Origin of the sequence: Streptomyces sp. NPDC056883 (genome assembly GCF_042788835.1) — a bacterium.
Lineage (GTDB): Bacteria > Actinomycetota > Actinomycetes > Streptomycetales > Streptomycetaceae > Streptomyces > Streptomyces stoeckheimensis.
Genome location: NZ_JBHUBS010000001.1, coordinates 708,091 through 729,599, shown reverse-complemented (window position 1 = coordinate 729,599; position 21,509 = coordinate 708,091). Strand labels below are relative to the sequence as shown.

The 21,509-nt window shown below is 72.2% G+C and carries 15 protein-coding genes; 6 read left to right on the top strand and 9 right to left on the bottom strand.

Annotation, left to right across the window (positions count from 1 at the left end; translation table 11 throughout):
* Window positions 1–47: 47 nt before the first annotated feature.
* Window positions 48–857 (bottom strand): alpha/beta fold hydrolase, encoded by an 810-nt coding sequence (locus tag ACFRU2_RS03360; RefSeq protein WP_382967042.1) that lies wholly within the window; start codon window positions 855–857, stop codon window positions 48–50.
* A gap of 298 nt (window positions 858–1,155) precedes the next feature.
* Here ACFRU2_RS03360 and ACFRU2_RS03355 point away from each other — a divergent pair, with 298 nt between their 5' ends.
* Complete coding sequence (locus tag ACFRU2_RS03355; protein WP_382967040.1) at window positions 1,156–2,211, top strand: helix-turn-helix domain-containing protein; 1,056 nt, start codon at window positions 1,156–1,158, stop codon at window positions 2,209–2,211.
* Here the strand turns inward: ACFRU2_RS03355 and cynR are convergent.
* Window positions 2,196–3,107, bottom strand: a complete 912-nt coding sequence (gene cynR / locus ACFRU2_RS03350; protein WP_382967038.1) for a transcriptional regulator CynR — start codon at window positions 3,105–3,107, stop codon at window positions 2,196–2,198. The genes ACFRU2_RS03355 and cynR overlap by 16 nt on opposite strands.
* A 123-nt stretch (window positions 3,108–3,230) precedes the next feature.
* On the opposite strand from cynR, the gene ACFRU2_RS03345 reads away from it, so the two are divergent.
* Window positions 3,231–3,830, top strand: a complete 600-nt coding sequence (locus ACFRU2_RS03345) for a carbonic anhydrase (RefSeq protein WP_382967036.1) — start codon at window positions 3,231–3,233, stop codon at window positions 3,828–3,830.
* 120 nt (window positions 3,831–3,950) lie between these two features.
* A complete protein-coding gene (gene cynS / locus ACFRU2_RS03340) occupies window positions 3,951–4,421 on the top strand; it encodes a cyanase (RefSeq protein WP_382967034.1) in 471 nt (156 codons plus the stop codon).
* A 40-nt stretch (window positions 4,422–4,461) separates the two neighbouring features.
* On the opposite strand, the gene ACFRU2_RS03335 is transcribed toward cynS, so the two are convergent.
* Genes ACFRU2_RS03335 through ACFRU2_RS03325 form a run of 3 tightly spaced genes read right to left on the bottom strand, consistent with a single transcriptional unit; the run spans window position 4,462 to window position 7,996 of the window.
* Window positions 4,462–4,815: a UBP-type zinc finger domain-containing protein gene (locus ACFRU2_RS03335; RefSeq protein ID WP_274551297.1), complete on the bottom strand. Its 354-nt coding sequence runs from the start codon at window positions 4,813–4,815 to the stop codon at window positions 4,462–4,464.
* Window positions 4,812–6,308: an ATP-binding protein gene (locus ACFRU2_RS03330; RefSeq protein WP_382967830.1), complete on the bottom strand. Its 1,497-nt coding sequence runs from the start codon at window positions 6,306–6,308 to the stop codon at window positions 4,812–4,814. The genes ACFRU2_RS03335 and ACFRU2_RS03330 overlap by 4 nt, the downstream gene beginning before the upstream one ends.
* 11 nt (window positions 6,309–6,319) lie before the next feature.
* Window positions 6,320–7,996 carry an FAD-dependent oxidoreductase gene (locus ACFRU2_RS03325; protein WP_382967031.1) on the bottom strand — a complete coding sequence of 559 codons (1,677 nt, stop codon included), beginning with the start codon at window positions 7,994–7,996 and terminating at the stop codon, window positions 6,320–6,322.
* A gap of 246 nt (window positions 7,997–8,242) precedes the next feature.
* On the opposite strand from ACFRU2_RS03325, the gene ACFRU2_RS03320 reads away from it, so the two are divergent.
* Window positions 8,243–8,896, top strand: a complete 654-nt coding sequence (locus ACFRU2_RS03320; protein ID WP_382967029.1) for a TOPRIM nucleotidyl transferase/hydrolase domain-containing protein — start codon at window positions 8,243–8,245, stop codon at window positions 8,894–8,896.
* Between the two features lie 28 nt (window positions 8,897–8,924).
* On the opposite strand, the gene ACFRU2_RS03315 is transcribed toward ACFRU2_RS03320, so the two are convergent.
* Together ACFRU2_RS03315 and ACFRU2_RS03310 are read right to left on the bottom strand one after the other, a co-directional pair.
* Entirely contained in the window at window positions 8,925–9,809 is an 885-nt protein-coding gene (locus ACFRU2_RS03315) for an alpha/beta hydrolase family protein (RefSeq protein ID WP_382967027.1), read from the bottom strand.
* Between the two features lie 51 nt (window positions 9,810–9,860).
* On the bottom strand, window positions 9,861–11,081 hold the full coding sequence (locus ACFRU2_RS03310) for a serine hydrolase domain-containing protein (protein ID WP_382967025.1): 1,221 nt from the start codon (window positions 11,079–11,081) through the stop codon (window positions 9,861–9,863).
* 317 nt (window positions 11,082–11,398) lie between these two features.
* Between ACFRU2_RS03310 and ACFRU2_RS03305 the strand changes: the two genes are divergently transcribed.
* Complete coding sequence (locus ACFRU2_RS03305) at window positions 11,399–14,308, top strand: collagenase (protein WP_382967023.1); 2,910 nt, start codon at window positions 11,399–11,401, stop codon at window positions 14,306–14,308.
* Window positions 14,309–14,426: 118 nt separating this feature from the next.
* On the opposite strand, the gene ACFRU2_RS03300 is transcribed toward ACFRU2_RS03305, so the two are convergent.
* A complete protein-coding gene (locus ACFRU2_RS03300; protein ID WP_382967021.1) occupies window positions 14,427–17,831 on the bottom strand; it encodes an endo-alpha-N-acetylgalactosaminidase family protein in 3,405 nt (1,134 codons plus the stop codon).
* A gap of 144 nt (window positions 17,832–17,975) precedes the next feature.
* Window positions 17,976–19,994, bottom strand: coding sequence for a hypothetical protein (locus tag ACFRU2_RS03295; RefSeq protein WP_382967019.1), 2,019 nt, complete (start codon window positions 19,992–19,994; stop codon window positions 17,976–17,978).
* Between the two features lie 191 nt (window positions 19,995–20,185).
* On the opposite strand from ACFRU2_RS03295, the gene ACFRU2_RS03290 reads away from it, so the two are divergent.
* On the top strand, window positions 20,186–21,502 hold the full coding sequence (locus tag ACFRU2_RS03290) for an ROK family protein (RefSeq protein WP_382967017.1): 1,317 nt from the start codon (window positions 20,186–20,188) through the stop codon (window positions 21,500–21,502).
* Window positions 21,503–21,509: the final 7 nt, after the last annotated feature.

Genomic DNA, 21,509 nt, shown 5'->3' with positions numbered 1-21,509 from the left:
TGGATGCCGCCGCGTCGATCGAGTGGCTCCCGCGAAGCGTTGCCCGGCTACGCGTCCAGGGCCCGGCCGGTGAAGAAGGCGGTCAGGACGGGCGCCAGGGCCTGCGGGTCCACGGCGTGGGTCTGGCCGGGGAGGGTGTGCAGGGTGTAGTTGTCGCCGTGGGAGGCGAGTTCCTTCGCCGCATGGGCCATGTACGCGTCGCCCGCGTCGCCGTGGCCGACCAGGACCGGCACGCTCACCGAGGACCACCGGTCGGTGGGCAGGGGCCGGCCGGACATGGTGCCGGCCATCAGCCGGCCGTCGTAGGGAAGGGTCGGGGCGGCGGCCTCCCACGCGGCCCACACCGGGGTGTTCCGCATTCTGGCGATGTCCTCGTCGGGCAGGGCCAGGCCCGTGGTCAGGAAGTGGGTCAGGGCCTCGGTGGCGCTCCCCCGGGCCAGGGCCGCCTCCAGGCGGTCGACGTAGTCGGCGGGCAGCGGCGGGCGGGTGCCGTCGACGACGAACGGCGGCTCATACAGGGCCAGGGCCGAGACGGAGCTGCCCCGGGCCACGGCCTCCAGGGCCAGGACGGCTCCGGAGGACATCCCGAAGAGCAGCACCGGCCCGCCGACGCTCTCGATCAGCGCGTCGAGGTCGTCGATCTCGCGCTGCACCTCGTAGACCGGGTTGTCGCCGCTGTCGCCGCGGCCCCGCCGGTCGTAGTTGACGACGCTGAACTCGCTTGTCAGGACGGCGGCGAGCGGTGCGTGCCGGGCCCGGGTCATCAAGGTGCCCCCGACGAGGACGAGTACCGGGCCCGTGGTGCCGTGGCGCTCGGCAGCGATCGCCGTGCCGTCGGACGAGATCACCGTGAACATGTCGATTCCCCCAGGATGTGGTTGTGCTGTCCTGCCATCCCGCGCCCACGGAGGTCCAAAGCCTATCCCGCGCGGCCGGACCGCGAGCCCCCCACCCCCGTGGGAGGGCATCGCTCCGTCCGTTCCGTGCGGCGACGAACGCCACGCTAAGGCAGGGCAGTTCAGCTCTTCCAGGGCAGCACGCGCCAGCAAGGGGACCGACCGCGCCACGAGGGGTCCCTGCGCGCCGTGTTGGGGACCGTGGGCGCCTAACCCCCTCGATGACCTGGCACTTCAGGCTGGACTATGCTCTGCCGCTGTGGTCTCGCATGCACATCAGGGGACAACCTCCTCCGCACTCGCCCGTCTGAGCGTCGGCGTCGCGCGGCTGGTCGGCATACGTCCGCACGGATACGCCCACCTGCCGGGCATGGCACCCCAGTACCTCAACGACGACCTGTGCCGCACTCCCTCGGCGACGGCCATCCGGATCGCGGAGCTCACCACGGTCCACGCCCCCTGGACCGACATGTCCGTGCTGCTGGCACGGGAGTCGGGCATCGGCACCCTGGGGGTCTGGGACTACCTGATCACCTCCGCACCCACTCCGCTCGAAGGGATCCGGGACGCCGCGGCCTACTTCGCCACCGTCGCGGACCCTCTGACGGACGGCATGCAGATCACCGAGGACGGCGAGCGCGTCACCATCGGCCACGTCAATCGGGCCGACATGGCCCACGAGGCGGCCTGCGGGATCCGTGGCTACGCGCTCGGCCTGTACCGGCGCCGGCTCGGCGAGGCCGCGGGGCGGTCCCTAGTTCCGCTGCACGTGTCCCTCGCCACCCCGGCGCCGCCACGGCACGGGGGCCTGATCGAGCTCTACGGCACCCGGAAGATCGAGTTCGAGGCCCCGACCAGCTCGATCACCTTCCGTGCCTCCGACCTGAAATCCCCTACACCGCACGCCCAGCCCGGGCTGTCGGCCGTGCTCCGCCGGCACGCCGAGCAGAGCCTCGCGAGCGCGATCCCGCTGCACGACTGGCTGGACCTGTTCCGTACCGCGCTCACGTCCGCGCACGACGCGGGTGCGCCGACCCTCTCCTCGGTGGCGCAGCGCATGACCCTCAGCGCGCGGACCCTCCAGCGCCGCCTCGAGGAGCACGGGACGACGTGGAGCGAGGAGGTCGAGACCGTGCGGCGGGACCACATCACCCGGCTGCTCCACGACACCGACCTGAGCGTCGACTCGATCGCCGCCCGGAGCGGTTACGCCGATGCCCGCGCCCTGCGCCGGGCCGTCAAGCGCTGGTACGGGACCACGCCCGCGGCCCTGCGCCGCGCGGGGCACGGTACCGACGTTCAGGCCGGGGTGTAGCCGCGGGCTCGGACGTGCTCGCGGGTGAGCCGGGTGAACGCGCCTGCGGCGGCGCTCCGGTAGGCGTTCTCGCGTCGCAGGAGCGCGACGGTGCGGGTGGGCAGGGCCGGTTCGAGGGCGACCGGAGCCAGATGGGGGTGGTCCTCCGTGACCGCGTCGGGCAGGACGGTCGCGAGGTCGGTGCGCCGCACGATCTCGGTGAGGGTCTGGACGGAATTGGCCTCCACCGCGATGCGCGGCCGTACCCGGTGGCCGGCCAGGTAGGCGTCGATGTGTCCACGGGTGGCGAAATCACCGCTGAGTAGGGCCAGTTGACGATCCGCCAGACCGGTCACGGAGAGGGGTGGGTGCGGGCCCGCGGCGGGGACGGTGGCGGCGGTGACGAGGCTGAGGGTCTCGGCGTACAGCGGGGTCGCGGTGATACCGGGCAGGTGCGGGCCGTCGAAGGCGATCCCCAGGTCGAGTTCGTCGGCGAGCAGGCCGGCTTCGATGCGGTCCTGGGCCATGTCCTTGACGTCCAGGGTGATGCCGGAATGGCGGGCGTGGAGCTCCGCCGCCAGGGGTCCGACGAGGTAGGCGGTGAAGGTCGGGGTCACGGCCAGCCGGAGGTGGCCCCGGGAGAGGTCGGCGACGTCGTGGACGGCACGTTCGGCGGCGGCGAGGTCGCGCAGGGCCCGGCGGGCGTGGAGGACGTAGATCTCGCCGGCGTCGGTGAGGCGGACGCCGCTGCGGCCGGTGCGGTCCAGGAGCTGGACGCCGATGGTGCTTTCGAGCTGCTTGATCTGCTGGGACAGGGTCGGCTGGGAGATCCGCAGCTCTTCGGCGGCGCGGGTGAAGCTCGCATGTTCGGCGACGGCGAGCAGGTAGCGCAGGTGACGGAGTTCCAGGGCAGCCATGACACCGAGTATAGATCGCATCTATAGCAGAGATGGCCATTGCGTCTTGGACGCTATAGGTGCAGGTCGTGCATGGTGGATCTCGTCGGCCCGACGGGTCGGCAGGCAGCGAAGGGAGTCACCATGCACGACCTCATCGAGGGCGTCGCGCAGTTCCGGCGGGAGGTCTACCCGGCCAAGGCGGAGCTCTTCGCCCGGCTGGCGACGACCCACCGGCCGCGCACCCTGTTCATCAGCTGCTCCGATGCCCGTGTGGTGCCGGAGCTGATCACCCAGAGCGAGCCGGGCGAGCTGTTCGTCATCCGGACCGCGGGCAACCTCGTGCCCGCCCACGCCCCCGGCGCGGACGGCGTGGCGGCCAGCATCGAGTACGCCGTGGCCGTCCTGGGGGTGAGCGACATCGTGGTGTGCGGGCACTCCGCCTGCGGGGCCATGACGGCCCTGGCCGAGCGGCACGACCTCAGCGGCGCCCCGGCGGTCGCCGGCTGGCTGCGCCACGCGGACGCCTCGCTCGCCCGTACCGGCGCCGTGCAGGACGGGCGGAGGGTCGATGCCCTGGTACGGGAGAACGTGCTCGCGCAGGTGGCGAACCTGGCCACCCATCCCTCGGTGGCCCGTGCCCTGGCCGCGGGGTCGGTGACCCTGCGCGGCTGGGTCTACGACATCAGGGCCGGGGGCGTCGAGGAACTCGGCACCTCCCGGGCGGCCTCCCCGGCGGGCTGACCGCCGCCACCCTTCGGGTCCCCGACCCGCGTTCCGCCTCCATACTTCCCCGCCCCACCCCACACCATCCGCCGCTCGCCCCTCCCCCGGTGCGCGGCTCGTCCGGAAGGAAGCCCTCTCATGGTGCACGCCCAGTTCGACAACACCGCCCGTCAGGCCCTGGCCGTCAAGGCCGTGGACGCCAAGATCCGCGAGGACCTGACCTGGCAGCGGATCGCGGACGCCGCCGGTCTGTCGGTCGCCTTCGTCACCGCGGCCGTGCTCGGCCAGCACCCGCTGCCCCGGGCCTCGGCCGAGGCCGTGGCCGGCCTCCTGGGCCTGGACGCCGACGACGCGGTGCTGCTGCAGACCATCCCGACCCGCGGCTCGGTCCCCGGCGGCGTCCCCACCGACCCGACGATCTACCGCTTCTACGAGATGCTCCAGGTCTACGGCACCACGCTGAAGGCCCTGGTCCACGAGCAGCTCGGCGACGGGATCGTCTCCGCGATCAACTTCAAGCTCGACGTGAAGAAGGTCGCCGACCCCGAAGGCGGCGAGCGCGCGGTCATCACCCTGGACGGCAAGTACCTGCCGACGAAGCCCTTCTGATCCGCCCCCGCCCGCTCTCGTCCGCCCCGCCCGCCCGGGATCAGCGGTGGAGCCGTCGGCTCCAGTCCTCGGGGAGCCGGTCCGCCGGACCCGGGGCCGGCTGGTCGGACGGGTGGCCGGACGGCGGGGTCAGCTCGGGGCCGGACTCGTACAGCTCGTTCGTCGCGTAGTCCCAGAACCAGTCCTCACCCGGTTCGTAGCTCTGCACCAGGGGATGGCCGGTCGCCTTCCAGTGGGCGGTGGCGTGCTGGGCCGGCGAGGAGTCGCAGCAGCCGATGTGGCCGCATTGGGCGCAGCGCCGCAGGTGGAACCACCAGCCGCCCACGGCATCGCATTCGACGCAGCCGCTGCCGCTGGGCGGGACGCTCGGGTCGACTCCGTCGATGGCGGTCATGCGGGCTCCTCGGAGGGCTCGGGATCGGATGCGGACTCGGACTCGGATGCGGACTCGGATCCGGACTCGGACTCGGATTCCGGTGCGGTCAGCGGGAGCAGCACCTGGAAGCGGGTGTCGCCCGGGACGGACTCGACCTGGAGGCTTCCGTGGTGCTTGTTGACGACGATCCGCCAGGAGATGTCCAGGCCGAGACCGGTGCCCGCGCCGACGGGTTTGGTGGTGAAGAAGGGGTCGAAGATGCGGCTGCGGATCTCGGACGGGATGCCGGGCCCCGTGTCGCGGAACTCCACGAGCAGCCGTTCGCCCTCGCGTGCCGTGCGGACCGTCAGGGTGCCCTCGCGGCCCGTGCTCCCGATGGCGAAGACGGCGTTGTCGATGAGGTTGGTCCACACCTGGTTGAGTTCCGCGGGGTAGGCCGGTACGTCCGGCACCGAGCGGTCGTACTCCTTGACCACCCGGATCCGGGGACCGATCTTGCCGGAGAGCATCAGCAGGGTGCTGTCGAGGAGTTCGTGGACGTCGACCACCCGGTGCGGGGCGCGGTCGAGCTGCGAGTACTGCTTCGCGGCGTCCACGAGGTGGGAGATGCGGGTGGTCGAGTCGTCGATCTCGTCCATCAACAGCTCGGTCTCCACCGTGTAGTTGAGCCAGCCGAGGGCCGCCGGCAGGAGGTCCTCGGCCACACGCGCCGCCACCTGCTCCAGCCAGTCCGTGTCCAGGCCTGCCTGGACGAAGACCGGTGCGATGCGCCAGCCCTCGGGGAAGCCGTGGTCCTCCAGCCAGTCGGCGATCTCGTCCTCCCGGTCGGAAGCCTCCAACGGGCTCAGCACCGGGGCTTTCCCCACTCGTTCGACGGTGCGTTCCTGGATCTCGATGAGCTCGGCGATCGCCTCTCGCGGGTAGTTCCCCTGGGAGATGTGGGCCAGCTTGTGCCGCATCTTGCCGACGCGTTCGCGCAGGGTGGCGGTGGCCCGGACCGCTGCCGCGGCCGGGTTGTTGAGCTCGTGGGTGAGCCCCGCGGACAAGGAGCCCAGGGCGAGGAGCCGTTCGCGCTGGCCGATCACCTGTTGGGTGCTCCGGGCGCCGAAGAAGAGCCCCTCCAGCAGGTGCGCCGCCATCGGGAACCACTCCCGCATGACGTCCGAGAAGGACTCGGCGGGCAGGACGAAGAACCGTGTCGGCTCGGTCACCCGCATCGAGTTGTTGTACGTCTGCGGGACCCGGTCGCCCAGGTAGGCCTGCATCGCACCCGCGTACACCCCGCGCTGGGAGGTCCGGCCGACCTCCACCTCGTCGCCGCCGACCCGGCGGGACAGCACCACGGTGCCCTCGATCATCACGTAGAAGCAGGTGGCGGGGGCGCCCTCGGCGTACACGGGGCCGGTGTCGAACCGCTCGATGCGGCCCTCGGCGCACAGCCGCCCGAGCTGCTCCGGGGTGAGCTTCTCGAACAGGAAGAGCGAGCCGATCTCCTCCGGGGAGCACGGCATCGCACGCCCGCTCACGATTCCTCCAGGTACCGGTGGACGAGCATCACGGCCATGGCTCCTTCTCCGACGGCGGACGCGACCCGCTTCGCCGACCGGGCGCGCGCGTCGCCCGCCACGAACACGCCGGGCACGCTGGTCTCCAGGTGGTAGGGCGGCCGGTCCAGCTCCCACCCGGCCGGGGGCCGCCCGTCCGGGGTGAGGTCCGGGCCGGCCAGGATGAAGCCGTGGTCGTCGCGCAGCACCGTACCGCCCAGCCAGTCGGTGAGCGGGGCCGCGCCGATGAAGACGAACATCCACTGGGTGTCGACGAGTTCGGTCGCTCCGGTGTCCACGTCGCGCAGCGTGAGCTGCTCCAGGTGGCCTTCGCCGTGCGCCGACTCGACGGTGGTGCGGGTGCGCACCGTGATGTTCGGCATCTCTTCGATCTGCTGGATCAGGTAGTACGACATGGACGCGGCCAGGGACTCCCCGCGCACCAGGAGCGTCACCGATTTGGCACCGCGGGCGAGGAACATGGCCGCCTGTCCGGCGGAGTTGGCGCCGCCGACGATGTACACGTCCTGCTCCAGGCAGGAGGAGGCCTCGGTGAGCGAGGAGCCGTAGTACACGCCGCGGCCGGTGAGGCCGTCGCAGCCCGGCGCCCCGAGCTGCCGATAGGAGACTCCGGTGGCCAGGATGATGCTCTGCGCGCCGATCGCCGAGCCGTCGGAGAAGCGGACGACGCGCGCCGCGCCGTTGACCTCCAGCCCGGTGACCTCGCGTGCGGTGAGGATCTCGGCGCCGAACCGGCCGGCCTGGCGGCGGGCCCGTTCCGTGAGCTGGGCGCCGGACACTCCGTCGGGGAAGCCGAGGTAGTTCTCGATGCGGGAGCTCTGCCCGGCCTGTCCGCCGGTCGCCGACCGCTCGACCAGTACGGTGCGCAGCCCCTCGGAGGCCCCGTACAGCGCGGAGCCGAGTCCGGCCGGGCCGCCGCCGATCACGACGAGGTCGTAGAAGTCGGCGGTCGGTGTGGTCGCGAGCCCCACGTGGGCGGCCAGGTCGGGTGCCGCCGGTTCGATCAGCACGGTGCCGCCGGGGGTGACCACCACGGGCAGCCGCTGTCCGTCGGCCCCGGCCGCCCGGAGCAGCCGCTGCCCCTCCGGCTCCTCGCAGGAGTACCAGCGGTACGGGACCTGGTTGCGGGCCAGGAACTCCCGTACGGCCGACGAGGGGGCCGACCAGCGGTGTCCGACCACTTTGGTGGCGGGCACGGGCCGGTGGTCTCCGGTGCGCCAGGCGGTGAGGAGGTCGTCGACGACCGGGTAGAGCTTCTCCTCGGGCGGGTCCCACGGTTTGAGGAGGTAGTGGTCGAGGTCGACGACGTTGATCGCGTCGATCGCGGCGTTGGTGTCGGCGTAGGCGGTCAGCAGGACGCGGCGCGCGCCCGGGTACACGGTGAGGGCCTCTTCGAGGAACTCGATGCCGTTCATCTGCGGCATGCGGTAGTCGGCGAGGATCACGGCCACCAGGTCGCCGCGGAGCTTCAGCTCGCGCAGCGCCTCCAGTGCGGATTCGCCGGATTCGGCGCGCACGATCCGGTAGCCGGAGCCGTAGCGTCGGCGCAGGTCGCGGGCGATGGCCCGGGACACTCCCGGATCGTCGTCCACGGTCAGGATCACGGTCCGCGCCGTGTCGGCGGCCTCTGTCATGGCTCTCCCACCCCGAGCGGCCTGGACTGGCGGCGTCGCGGCGAGCCGCCCGCACCCGGTTCCCGTCCATCCTAGGGTCGATCGTCCGGGTCCGCGCGGACGGGGGGGCGGCCGGGAGGCCGGGGCGAGCGGTACGGGGCCGGCGGGCCCCGGCACGCGGTCCCGGGCGGGCGGTCCCCGTGTGCGGGCGCCCTCACCGGCGGAAATTCCGTACCGCGGCGGCGGGAAGTGGATCAGACTCGCCCCATGGCTGACATGGTGGCGTTCGGGGATGCGGTGACCGCGTGGGCGGCCGGTGACGCCGGTGGACTCGGTGACGTCGGGCACGCCGGGGAGGCGGCGGACGCCGCGCGTGAGCTCGCCGCGCGGCTGCCCGTACGGACCGTCGTGCTGCTCGAAGGCGCGAGCGATGCCGAAGCGGTCGACGCGCTGGCCGTGCGACGCGGCCGGAACCTGGCCGCGGAAGGGGTCTGCGTCCTGCCGATGGGCGGCGCGATGAGCGTCGCGCGCTTCGCCGGCTTCCTCGGACCACGGGGCCTGGGCCTGCGCCTCACCGGCCTGTGCGACGAGGCGGAGCGCGGCTTCTACGAGCGCGGCTGGGAGCGGGCCGGTGCACCGCCGCAGGGCTTCTTCGTCTGCGCGGCGGATCTGGAGGACGAGCTCATCCGCGCGCTGGGCGTGGCCCGGGTGCAGGAGCTGGTCCGGGAGGAGGGCGACGACCGCGCCCTGCAGACCTTCCTGCGCCAGCCCGCGCAGCGGGGCCGCACGGCGCAGCAGCAGGTGCGGCGCTTCCTCGGCACGAAGAAGGGGCGCAAGATCCGCTACGGCCGCGTCCTCGTCGAGGCCCTCGACCCCGGCCGCGTACCGGCGCCCCTCGACGGCCTGTTCGCGAGCCTGTAGCCCGGCGGCCCGCGGGCGGGCGTTCGGGTCAGCCCAGCTGTTCCAGGAAGAAGGCGGCGGCATCCTCGCCGGCCCGGACCCGGGCGGTCGGGTCGGAGGGCTCCGGGGCGAAGAAGTCCTCGTGCCGGACGGCCGGGCCGATCGAGCGGCCGCTCGCGGTGGGGATGTACTCCAGGTAAGGCCGCGTGTCGGACTCGTACGGGGTGATCGTGTCCGCTCCGCCCCAGCGGATGGCGAAGGGTACCCGTACGGCTTCCAGGCTCTCCCGGGTCACCAGGGAGCCGACTCCCGGAGCCATCTGGAAGACCGCCCGCACCCGGGGATCGGAGAGGTCGCCGCCTGCACCGTCCAGCGTGCGCCGCGCGGCCTCCTCCTGCGGGTACTTCGCGCGCAGGGCCTCCAGCACCCCGGGGAACTCGGGGATCTCCGGCAGCGGCACCTCGCCCGTGAGGACGGCCCACAGGATCCCCGGATCGACGCGGGCCCCGGCCAGTGCCGCGGCCGTGTAGCCGCCGATGGAGAAGCCCGCCACGCCCACCGGACCGAGGGGCTGTTCCCGGGCGAGCGCGTCGAGGGCGAAGGTGATGTCCCGGGGCCGTTCCCAGACGTGCAGGAAGCCCTCCGGCTCGTAGCCGTCGACGAAGTTGTTGCCGTGGTGGTCGAGGGCCACCACCCGGAACCCCGCCGCGTGCAACGGGCCCACCAGCCACTCCATCTCGCTGCCCGAACCTCCGGTGCCGTGCGAGACGACGACGAGCGGGGCGGGTGCGCCACCCGAGTCCTCCGTGTCCCCGGCGCCGCTCGGCTCCCACACGTACAGGCGGACCGGCCGCGGACGGGACGGATCACCCAGGTCGGGGCGGGACTCGTCGTACAGGACGCGTATCAGCGGCTCTGGCGCGGAGAGGATCATGGCGGCATCGTAGCGACGCGGCACGCGCGGTGCCTTCCAAGCCCCCGCAGGTCAGCGCATCTTGAGCTCGTGTCCGGGCGCGAGGGCGGCGGAGATGCGTTCGGCTATGGTCTGGGCCGAGTTGCCCGCGGGGCTCTTGGGGCCCTGGGTCACGGTGACGGAGATGGCGAGCTTCTCCGCCGGCAAGTAGGCCTGGATCGCCGCGTAGCCGGAGAAGGACGGGTTCGTCAGGATCCAGTCGTCGACGACGATCACGCCCAGTCCGAAGTGGTGGGCCGCCGTGTTGGTCAGGAGGCAGACGCTGTCCGGGCAGGAGGCCGTCGGGTGGCCGAGGCCGATGGTGCCCGGGTCGAGCTGGGTCTTGAAGGACTTCGCGGACAGCAGCTCGCCGGTCCCGATGCCGCGCGCGGACCGGTCCAGGTCGCAGATGTTCTGGACGAGGACCGCGCCGGGCGTGGTGGTCCAGGAGGGGTTCCAGAAGGTGGACTCCTCGTAGGTGCCGCGCTCGGAGGTGAAGGCGTGCAGGACCGGTTCCGGGATCTGCGGAGTGTACTGGTTGCTGGTCGCGCTCAGCTCGAGCGGTCCGTACACGCGCTCCTTCAGCAGCCGGTCCAGCGGGAGGCCGCTGATCTTCTCCAGCGCCTCGCCGAGCAGTGCGAAGTTGGCGTGCGAATAACTCCAGTTGGTGCCCGGCTCGTAGAGGAGCGGCTTGTCGGTGGCGATGCCGATGACCTCGGCCGCCGTCCACTTGCGGAACGGTTTGGCCTCCAACTCGGCGACGAAGGCCGGGTCGGTGACGTAGTCGTGCAGGCCGGACGTGGAACTGCCCAGCATGCGCAGGGTGATCTCGGATCCGTGCGGCACGTCCGGCAGCCAGCGGGACACGGGGTCGTCGAGCGAGGCCTTGCCCTCCTCGACGAGCTGGAGCAGGACGGCGCCCATGTAGACGATGGCCACGGACCCCGTACGGAACTGCATGGACGGCTCGGCCGGGACGCTCGTCATCGATTCCCCGAGGGCCGTGGTGAGCACCTCGCCCTCTGCGGAGGAGACCCGCAGGACCACCGCGTTCAGGCCGAACTCCTTCTGGGCCTGCTGCGCGATGGTGAGCACCTTGAGCGCGTCGCCCTGGGCGGGGCCGGGAGAGTTCACGCAGGCCCCGGGGGCCGCGGGGGTCGCGGCGGCCGGCTCCAGGCCCGCGGCCGTCCCCGCCGGTAGGGCCGCGCCCATCAGACCGGCGATGCACAGCAAGACCGTACGAGTACGCCTCACGCTCCCCAGTATGGGCGGGCCCGGCACGGCGCGCATGTGGTGTCCCCCGCCGTCGCTCCGACGGTAATCCGGGACGACCCCGGCCGAACCGGACAGGCCTACTGCCGAATCCCGACCTGACGGTCACTCAGGTACCGAGAACTGCTCCGCGGGGACTTCCAGAGCCATGTGATGTGTGCCATGTTACATCGCACACTGCATAGCCGTGTACACGACAGAGTTGAAATCCCCACCAACTCCCGTCGACGACACGGTCCGCACCCCTCGTCCGCCGCGTTGCCAGCGCGGCCGCAGACCGGCTCGGAGGCCCACCCCTCATGCGCAGTTCCCCCACCACGAAGGGCCGTGCCCGGCCCCTGATAGCCGCTCTGGCCTGTTGTCTGGGCCTGACGATGCTCGCCCCCGCCGGCCAGGCCTTCGCGCGCGAACCGAAGCCCGCCACACCCGCTCCGGCCCCGAGGTCCGGCGCGGCCCCGCAGCCCTCCACCCCGGCCGCCGCGGCCGCCGCCCTCAGGGCCGAGCACGCCGCACGCCCGGACGCGAACCTGTCCGAGCGCGCCCCTCTCCGGGCCACCAAGGAAGCCGCACGCACCGAACAGCAGTCCTCCAAAGCGAAGTTGGCTCCCGGCGCCGCCGCCGCGGCCGATGCCCTCGCCGCGGCCTGCAACGTCGCGGACTTCACCTCGAAGACCGGGGCCGCGCTGGTCCAGCAGATCAAGGCCTCCGAGATGGACTGCGTGAACTCGCTGTTCCTGCTCAAGGGCAACGACGCGAAGGCCGCCTTCCGCGAGGCACAGATGGTCTCGGTGGCGGACGCCCTGCGCACCGTCGCCGCCAACTACCCCGGTGACAACAGCACCAAGACCGGGCAGCTCGTGCTCTTCCTACGCGCCGGTTACTACGTGCAGTGGTACAACGAGTCCACCGTCGGCACCTACGGGCCGGCCCTGAAGAGCTCGATTCGGGGCGCCCTGGACACGTTCTTCGCCGCTCCGCGCGCGGCCGACGTGACCGATGCCAACGGCCCGACCCTCGGCGAGTCGGTCATCCTCATCGACAGCGCCCAGGAGAACGCGCGCTACCTCGGCGTGGTCAAGCGGCTGCTGACCGGCTACAACTCCTCGTACGACAGCTCCCCGTCGATGGTCGCGGCCGTCAACAACGCCTACACGGTGCTGTTCCGCGGCCACCAGACCGCCGAGTTCCTGCCCGCCGTACAGGCCGACCCCGGCATCCTCACGGTGCTGCGCGACTTCGCCGTGGCCCACGACAACCTCCTGGGCACGGACAAGAGCTACCTGACGGCCAACGCCGGCCGGGAACTGGGCCGTTTCCTCCAGCACTCGACGCTCCAGGCGACCGTGCGGCCGCTCGTCAAGCAGCTGCTGGACCGCACCTCCATCACCGGACGGACCGCCTCCCTCTGGGTGCCGCTCGCCGAGATGACCACCTCCTACGACGCCGCCAACTGCTCCTACTACGGGACCTGCGACCTGCCGGCGCGGGTGCGTGCCGCCGTCCTGACGGTCAACCACACCTGTAGCCCCAGCCTGCGGATCGTCGCGCAGCAGATGACCGCCGCCGAGCTCGGCGCGAGCTGCACCAGCCTGGCCAACCAGGACGCGTTCTTCCACAACGTGGCCAAGGACGGCGGCCCGGTCGCCAACGACAAGAACACCGCGCTCGAGGTGGTGGCCTTCGACTCCAGCGCCGACTACCAGACCTACGCCGGCGTCATCTTCGGGATCAGCACCAACAATGGCGGCATGTACCTGGAGGGCGACCCCTCGGCCACCGGGAACCAGCCGCGCTTCATCGCCTACGAGGCGGAGTGGGTCCGGCCGGAGTTCCAGATCTGGAACCTCAACCACGAGTACACCCACTACCTCGACGGCCGCTTCGACATGTACGGCGACTTCGACGCCGGCATGACCACCCCGACCGTGATGTGGGTCGAGGGCTTCGCCGAGTACATCTCCTACTCGTACCGGGGCGTCACCTACGACCGCGCCGTCACCGAGGCGGGCAAGAACACCTACAAGCTCAGCACGCTGTTCGACACCACCTACGACAACTCCGACTCCACCCGTGTGTACCAGTGGGGCTACCTGGCGGTGCGCTACCTGATCCAGTCGCACCCGCAGGACGTGGCCGCGCTGCTCGGCCACTACCGCACCGGCAACTGGGCGGCCGCCCGCACCCTGCTCACCTCCACCATCGGCACCCGCTACGACGCGGACTTCGCCGCCTGGCTGGTCAAGTGCGCGGCTGGAGACTGCGGCGGCGGCACCACCCCGCCGGTCAACCAGGCCCCGGTGGCCGGGTTCACCGCCGCCGTGAACGCCCTGGCGGTCACCTTCACCGACACCTCCACGGACGCGGACGGCACCATCGCCTCCCGCGCCTGGACTTTCGGTGACGGCACCACTTCCACCTCCGCCAACCCGGCCAAGACCTACGCCGCGGCCGGTACGTACACCGTCAAGCTCACCGTCACCGACAACAAGGGCGCCACCGCCACCACCAGCAAGGCCGTCACGGTCGGTACCGCCGGGCCCGGCGAATGCACCAGCCCCGACGTGCGGGTGCTGGGTGACAACTGCCGCCGCTCCAACGTCTCCGCCACGACCGGCAACTACGGCTACTTCTACCTGGACGTCCCGGCCGGCACCGGCTCCCTGAAGGTGTCCGTCTCGGGCGGCACCGGCAACGCCGACCTCTATTACAGCCCCACCGGCTGGGCCACGACCAGCAACTACACCGCCCGCTCGGCGCAGAGCGGCAACAGCGAGTCGCTGACCATCAACAACCCGGCGGCCGGACGCGTCTACATCAGCCTGCACGCCGTCCAGGGCTTCGCGGGCGTCACCGTCTCGACCCGGTTCGGGACGGCCCAGGTGGAGTGCGCGGACGCCGACATCCGGGTCCTGGGCGCCGACTGCAGCCGCTCCAACGTCTCCGCCACCGCCGGCAACTACCGCTACTTCTACGTGAACGTCCCGGCCGGCACCGCCTCCCTCAAGATCACCGTCTCGGGCGGCACCGGCAACGCCGACCTCTACTACAGCCCCACCACCTGGGCCACCACGAGCAACTACACCGCCCGCTCGGCCCAGACCGGCAACACCGAAACCCTCACGATCAACAACCCCCCGGCCGGCTACCTCTACGTCAGCCTGCACGCCGCACAGGACTTCGCCGGAGCCACCGTCTCCAGCCGCTTCTGAGCCCTGACGGCACACCGGCCCCCGTCCCTCCTCGGAGGGACGGGGGCCGCTTCCGTGTGCCGTGTGCCGTGTGCCGTGTGCCGTGTGCCGTGTGCCGTGTGCCGTGTGCCGTGTGCCGTCAGGAGTAGGCCTCGACCTCCCACAGCGAGTAGCCGTAGCCGGTGGCCCGCTGGGTGCCGGTCACCCGGAGGTGGCGTCCGCTGCCGTTCAGCCCGGTCAGTTCGTCCGTACCGCCGTCGCCCGTGGTGGTGGAGTACACGTCCCTCCAGGTGGTCCCGTCGTCCGACAACTGCACCTTGTAGGCGCGGCCGTAGGCGACCTCCCAGGTGAGGACGACCCGGTTCACGCTCTTCACGGATCCCAGGTCGACCTGGATCCACTGCGGGTCGGCGAAGGCCGAGGACCAGCGGCTGGTGGCGCTGCCGTCGGTGGCGGCCGTCGCCGGGTAGTCCGCCGACTGGACCGAGGAGGCCGTGGTCGGCTTGTTCAGGGCCAGGTTGGGCGAGGTCGTGGACCCGAGGTCGTCCACCGTGAGGTCGTCGACGACCAGGTCCCGGTCGGCGTTGGAGGTCTCCGCCGTGAGTTTGCGCATGCCGATCCAGGCGTCCACCCCGGCCGTGAAGGTCTTGGTGAAGGTGTTCGTGGTCCGGGCCTGCGGCAGCGTGTCGGAGGAGACCTGGGCCGTGCCGGCGCCCAGGGTGAAGGCGTAGTCCCCGGCCACGGACTGCTGGTACGCGAAGGTCACCTTGTACTGGTGGCCGGGTTCGAAGCGCAGGGTCTGCGGGATGGTCTGGTACAGCAGCCCCGGCCGTTCCTCGTGGGATTTGAGGGAGTTTCCGCCGGAGAGCACGTCGTCGATCAGCTTGCCGTTCCAGCCGGCCTGCGTGTACGGGGCGTTGAGCTGGGCGATGTGCGTGCGCGGGTCGGCCGTACTACCGCCCGCCGGACCGACGACGAAGGGGTACCAGCCGGAGTCGACGTTCTCGAAGTCCTCCGCGAAGGTGTGGCCGCCCTGCGGGCTGCGGGCCGTGCGCACCACCCGCACGTCGTCGAAGCCGGCCGTTCCCGCCGCGCCGTCGGCGCGCAGGGCCAGCGTGGCGGTGGACTGTCCCGACGGGACGTCGAACAGCACCCGCATCCGCTGCATGGTGCTGCCGTTCTTCTCGTCAGCCCCGACGTTGTTCTTGTACGGGGAGCTCGTGGCGTAGGCGCTCTGCTCGGTGCCGCCCGCCGGGGTCACGGCCAGGGTGGCCTTGCGTCCGGTGGCGGTGGAGACGTACACGCTCGCCGCGTAGGTCCCCGGCGTCAGGCCCGTGAGCTGCTGCGAGACGGAGGTGGCGCCCTGTCCGACGGTCAGCTGTGACTGGCCCACCGCGTTGCGGGTGACGGACGCGGACCCGCTGACCGTCCACTTCGACAGGTCGCCGGAGGTGAAGCCGGGGTCCCGGACGGGGCCGCCCTCGCCGAAGCCGGCGTCCGCCTGCGCGGGGGCCGCGGACGGGTAGACGACGTACGGGGTCTTCGCGGTGGCGGTGACGGTGACCTTGCCGCCGGTCACGGGGAGGTCCGAGACCGGGACCCGGCCCTGGTCGGTGAGCCTGTACAGCTTGACCGTGCCGTTCTGGGCCCAGGAGGCGGGCACGTTCCAGGTGGAGGTGCCGCCCGCGCCGCTCCAGTGGTAGAGCTTCGATTCGCCGCTCTGGTTCCAGGGCAGCAGGTAGCTGTCACCGATCAGGACGGGGTGGCCGTCCTTGCTGATGGTGCGGGTGGTTCCGTTCAGGGTGGCGCTGACTCCGCCGTCGAAGTCGATGCGGTTCGCCGCCCACTTGCGGATGGTGAAGCCCTGAAGGTACTTGGTGGGCAGGTTGGTGGTGAAGGTGGTGGTGAGGAAGTTCGCGAAGTCCTTGCTGCCCTGCCAGCCCTCGTAGGCGGTCAGGGTGCCGCCGCCGAGCAGCGGGTCTCCGGCGATCCAGTCGTCGCGCTGCTGGTTGCGGATGAAGCGCACCACTTGGGAGTTGACCCCCTTGTAGTTGCTGCCGCCGTAGTTGAGGTCGTTGGCCCAGTGCGACCAGAGGGACTGGTCCTCGAACTTGTCGGGGAACTCCGTGGTGAGCTGGTAGCCGAGGCCGTTGATCTCGCGGGCCAGGGCCTGGGAGGTGTAGCCGTCTCCGTACCAGGTGTCCACGTAGAGGAACTTCAGGTCCGGGGCGACCGCCTTGAGCTCCTGGAGGCGGGCCAGGCGCTTGCCGCTGGTGCCGTCCAGCCGGTAGTTCAGGTGGTAGGACTGGTCGAGGTAGTCCCAGCCCTTGTCGGCCCCGCCGTTGTTGAGGAGCGCCGGGTCGAAGGTGCGGGCGACCGGGTAGGCCTCGGTGTCGTTGATGTGCACGCCGATGTCGGCGTTGTAGCCGGCGCCCGCCGCGACGAGGGTATTGAGGTCGGCGGCGCCGCCCTGCCGGGTGCCGACCAACCCGTAGTCGGGGTGGGCCGAGTCGTGGCCCTCCGAACCGTAGCCCTTGAGCAGGACGAACTGGCCCAGCCCGTCCGTGGCCCGGGCCACGCGCTTGGTCTCGTCCAGGGTCTGGAGGAAGGGGTGCGTGGCCTGGGAGGCGAAGTTGTACGGGATGCGCTGCACCACGCGGCGGGCGGTGTCCTGCCAGCCCTGGGGGCTGCTCATGATCGAGCGGAAGGCGATGGCCCCGTCCTGCCAGTCCACGGTGGAGTCGGCGTTGCGGTCGCCGCTCACCACCACCTTGGCGTACGGCAGCGGTTCGGTGCCCGGTGCGCCGGCGGCCCGGTGCAGCCAGTCGCCGCTCCACAGACCGGCCCGCCGGTAGCCGGACTTGGCCACCGTCTGCTTCTGGATCCGGCCGCTGTCCGCCGCGTTCTGGCCGGACGGGCTGTCGTAGTACGAGTTCGTGGCGATCGAGGCGGCGAGGGAACCGGTGTTGAGGATCGCGTACATGGCGCCCTGCGGGGCGGCGTCCGCGGTCGTGCCGGCGGTGAGCGCGGTGAAGGTGTCCCCGGTGCCGGTGGTGTTGGTGTTCATCCGGGTGGTCTCGACGGCGGCTCCGGGCTGGACGCTGCGCACCGAGACCAGGTTGTGCTGCGGGATCGACAGCGAGGTCACGGGTACGGCGCCGTCGGCGATCGAGGTGACGGCGAAGGTGAGGGCGCTGCCGCTGACGGACAGGGTGGCCTTGACCGTGTCTCCGTTGGCGAAGGCCATCGTGTAGTCGACGTGGTCGGCGGCGACGCTGCTGGTCACGGTCGGGGTTTGCGCGGAGCCGTTGAGGTTCACCTGGGTGAGGGTGTCCTCGTTGCCGTAGAGGACCGCGCCGGTGGCCTGGTCGGTGTACTGGACGACCCGGGGGAAGGCGGTGTCGACCTGGACCGCGAGGGCGGGTGAGGCGATGGTGACGGTCCCGGCCGCGGTGGCGGTGGCCGGCGCGGTACCGGCCATCAGCGTGCTGCCGAGGCCCAGGACGGCGGCGCAGAGGAGGGACGCGGGGCGGAGCGGTCTCATGGGACTCCCTGGTGGTGGGTCCGGTACGGGGTCCTTGCGGTGCGGGCGGTACGGGGCCTTGCAGGGCGGTACGAGGCCTTGCGCGGGCCTGACGGTGGGCTTGCCTCGGGGCCGGGGCCGGGCCAGGACCGGCCCGGTGGTGGGTCACCAGCGCAGGACGGCCCAGGCGCGGTGCGGGAGTTCGGAGTCCAGGCGCAGGGTGTGTCCCCGCCGGCCCGTGTCCGCGGGGCGGGGCTCCGCCAGGGGCGCCAGGACGGTGGCCGCGACCGCGACCGCGTCCGGGAGCGCGGGCAGGTCCACCACGGGCCGGGCGGGGTCCTGGCAGCCGTTGGCCACGGTCAGGGTGGTGACACCGTCGGCGTGTGAGAGGTGCGGGATCAGGTACGGGCCGCCGCTGACCAGGGGCAGGCGGGCTGCGTCCCCCTCCAGGAAGCGGACCGTGCGGTGCAGCAGCCGCTGCGCCTGGTCGTCGGCGGGCAGTGTGTGGGGCTCGGTCGCGGCGAGTACGGCGACGCGTCCGCCGAGGGTGTTGGTGAAGACTGTGCGGCCCGCCCCCCAGGCGCGGCCGTCCGGGGTGCGGACCTCGCTCCAGCGCTGTGCCCCGGGTGCCTCCCGGAGCCGGGCGAGGGCGGGTTGGGTGTTGACGCTGAGGAGGAGGCCCGCGAGGTCCTCGCCCGCTGCGGCGCACAGGTGCTCGGTGGCGTACGGGCCCGGCCCGCCGGGGGTGGCCGGGGCCTCCCGGTCCACCGGTTCGGCGTCGGTCAGCCCGATGAGGGGTCCGAAGCCGCGCCGGTGCAGGATCGCCGCGGCAGTCCCGTCGAGCAGCAGGCCTCCGGCCAGCAGGGCCCGTACCGCCTGATCGTCGAAGGCCCAGGCCGACGGGCCGAACAGGGCCTGTACCGGGGCGGGTTCGGCCGTCACGGGTACTCCGTACCGGAGCAGGAACTCGGCCGCCGGGCCCGGGTCGACGGCCAGCTCGGCGAGGTCTCCGCCGTGGGCCCGCACGTGGGCCGCGGCGTCCTGGGCGAAGGGCAGGCCGACGCCGAGGGTGCGCTGCCCGCGCGGGTGCTGCCGGTGGACGAGGTCGAGCGCGGGGCGGGCGCGGCGGAGCAGTTCGGCGATCCCGGGGTGGCTGCCGGGGCGGGCGCCGTGCATGGGATGGAGGTTGAGCAGGAGGGCGTCCGCTCCGGAGAGCTGGGCGGCGACCATCTCCGACCAGGTCTGGACATCGGATTTGGACCAGGCGGTGTGCGGCCAGTTCTCGATCTCCGGCTCGCTGTCCACGGACTGCGGCCGCAGGGAGCGCTGCAGTTCCGACATCCACAGCTGCCGGGCGAGCTCTCGTCCGGGGGCGTCCGCGTACGGGGCGAAGTGCGGGCGGTGCACGGCGCGGCCTCCGGGGGCCGCCAGGACTCCGAAGAGCGCTCCCCAGTCCCGGCCCTCCACGGACGCGGCGTCCAGGCCCGAGCTCATCAGCCCGGTGCGGGAGCGGCCGGCCGAACGCTGGTGCACCTCGGCGGCCACCTGTGCGGCCACCTCCAGCTGCGCGGTCCGCCAGACCTGCTGCCACAGGGCGCGCAGCGGGTGCGGGGAGCCGGGGGCGGTGAGTGCGGCGACGAGTTCCGGTCGTGGGACCGGGCGTCCGGCCAGGGCGGCCAGCCGGTCCAGCATGAGGGGTTCGAAGCCGCCGCCCCAGTCCAGCGGGGCGTGGTTGTGGAAGCGGAAGTCGTCCTCCAGCCACAGCACGCGGAAGCCCAGTTCGGCGAAGCGTCCGTAGTGCCCGGTCAGCCAGGCGCGCCAGCGCGGGCAGGCGAAGGAGGCCTGGGCCGCGGAGACCTTCCCGGTCGGGGACACCATCGGTGCGAAGCCGTGGGTGTCGGTGCGGCCCCGGTCGGCGTGGCCGGTGGTCACCCAGGGGTTGAGGCTCACGTCGAGGCCGGCGCCGAGGAGGACCTCCTGCGCGAGGGCCGTCGCTTCGTACCAGAGGTCTTCCTCGGGTCCGGAGAGGTGGCCGGTGAAATGCTCCTCGGCCCCCAGGAGCAGCACCACCTCCGCCACGCCCGCGTCGGTGCAGGTCTTGGCGAGTTCGGCCGCCGTGGCCGCGACGGCGGCCGTGCCTTCGTACGGATGGATCTGGAACCGCAGGTGGTACCGGGCACTCACGCCGTCGGCCTCCTCGCCGTCAGCTCGCGGCCGGATGCACCGTCGAGCAATTAGTTTGGTTAGGATCTGAATTAATGAGGGTCCCGTCAACCCCGGCGGACCGCATTCACCTCCGCATCCGCTCCCCTACGCGGAGGCGGGGCCGGGGCCCGTGGGTGGCAGACTCTCGGGGACGGCAGTGAGGAGCACCGGTGAGGACTGATCCGCGCAGCACGCAGCGCAGCGGCGACGAGGGCGGGCGGGGTGACGCCGGCATCGGACCCGTCGTGATCAACGGCCCGGCGCGGCCCGCCGGGAGGGCGTCCATCCGCCGGGCCAACCTCGGTCTCGTGCTGCGCCTCCTGCGCGACGCCGGACCGCGCTCGCGCGCGCGGATCGCCGATGACGCGGGGCTGCCGCGCCCCACGGTCACCGGCCTGGTCACCGAGCTCATCGAACTCGGCCTGCTCCGCGAGGGGGACGCCGAGCGGGACGGCTCGGTCGGCCGTCCCGGCCAGAGCGTACGGATCGACGGCCGCGCGCTGTGCGGGATCGGCCTGGAGATCAACGTCGACTACCTGGCCGCCGTCGCCCTGACCCTGGGCGGGGACACCGTCTTCGAGCGGCGGGTCGCCATGGACGTCCGCGGCGCCGAGCCCGAGGCCGTTCTGGACTGCGCCGCCGAGCTGGTCCGCGAGGCCCTCGCCACCCTCGACGCCGCCGGGATCGCCACGGCCGGGGTCACGGTAGCCGCCCCGGGAGTCGTCGACATCACCGCGGGCACCGTCGTCTACGCCGCGAACATCGGCTGGCACGGCGTCGAAGCGGTCAGCGGGATCCGCGCCCGCCTGGGGCGCGGGGCGCCCCCGCTGCAGCTGGAGAACGACGCCAAACTCGGCGCGGTGGCCGAGTACGTGGAGGCCTCCGCGGCCGGCATCCACGACCTCATCTACGTCACCGGCGAGACGGGCGTGGGCGGCGGCATCATCAGCAGCGGCCGGCTCCACCGCGGAGCCGCCGGGTTCGCCGGCGAGATCGGCCACATGCCGCTCGATCCGGGCGGCGCGCTCTGCGCCTGCGGGCGCCGGGGCTGCTGGGAGACCATGGTCGGGCTCACGGCCCTGCTGCGGCACGCCGCCGCCCCCGAGGATCCCGTGCACGACCCCTCCCTCGACCTGGAGGCCCGGCTGACGGATCTCCAGGGGCGGGCGGCCGCCGGGGACGCCCGCACGCTGGAAGCCCTGGACCGGATCGCCGACGGTCTCGGCCTCGGGCTGGCGCTGCTGGCGGACGTCCTGAACCCGCGCGCGGTGGTGCTCGGCGGTTACTTCACCTACTTCGGCGACCGGCTGGCCCCGCGCGTGGAGCGGCTGATGGCCGAACGGGTGATGGCCCCGGACACGGGCGGCTGCCGTCTGCTCCTGTCCACCCTCGGCTTCACCGCTCCGGCCCGCGGCGGCGCCCTCCTGGCCCTCGACCCGGTGTACGAGGACCCGGCCCGGACGGTGGCGACGGCGACGGGCGCCTGAGGCCCCC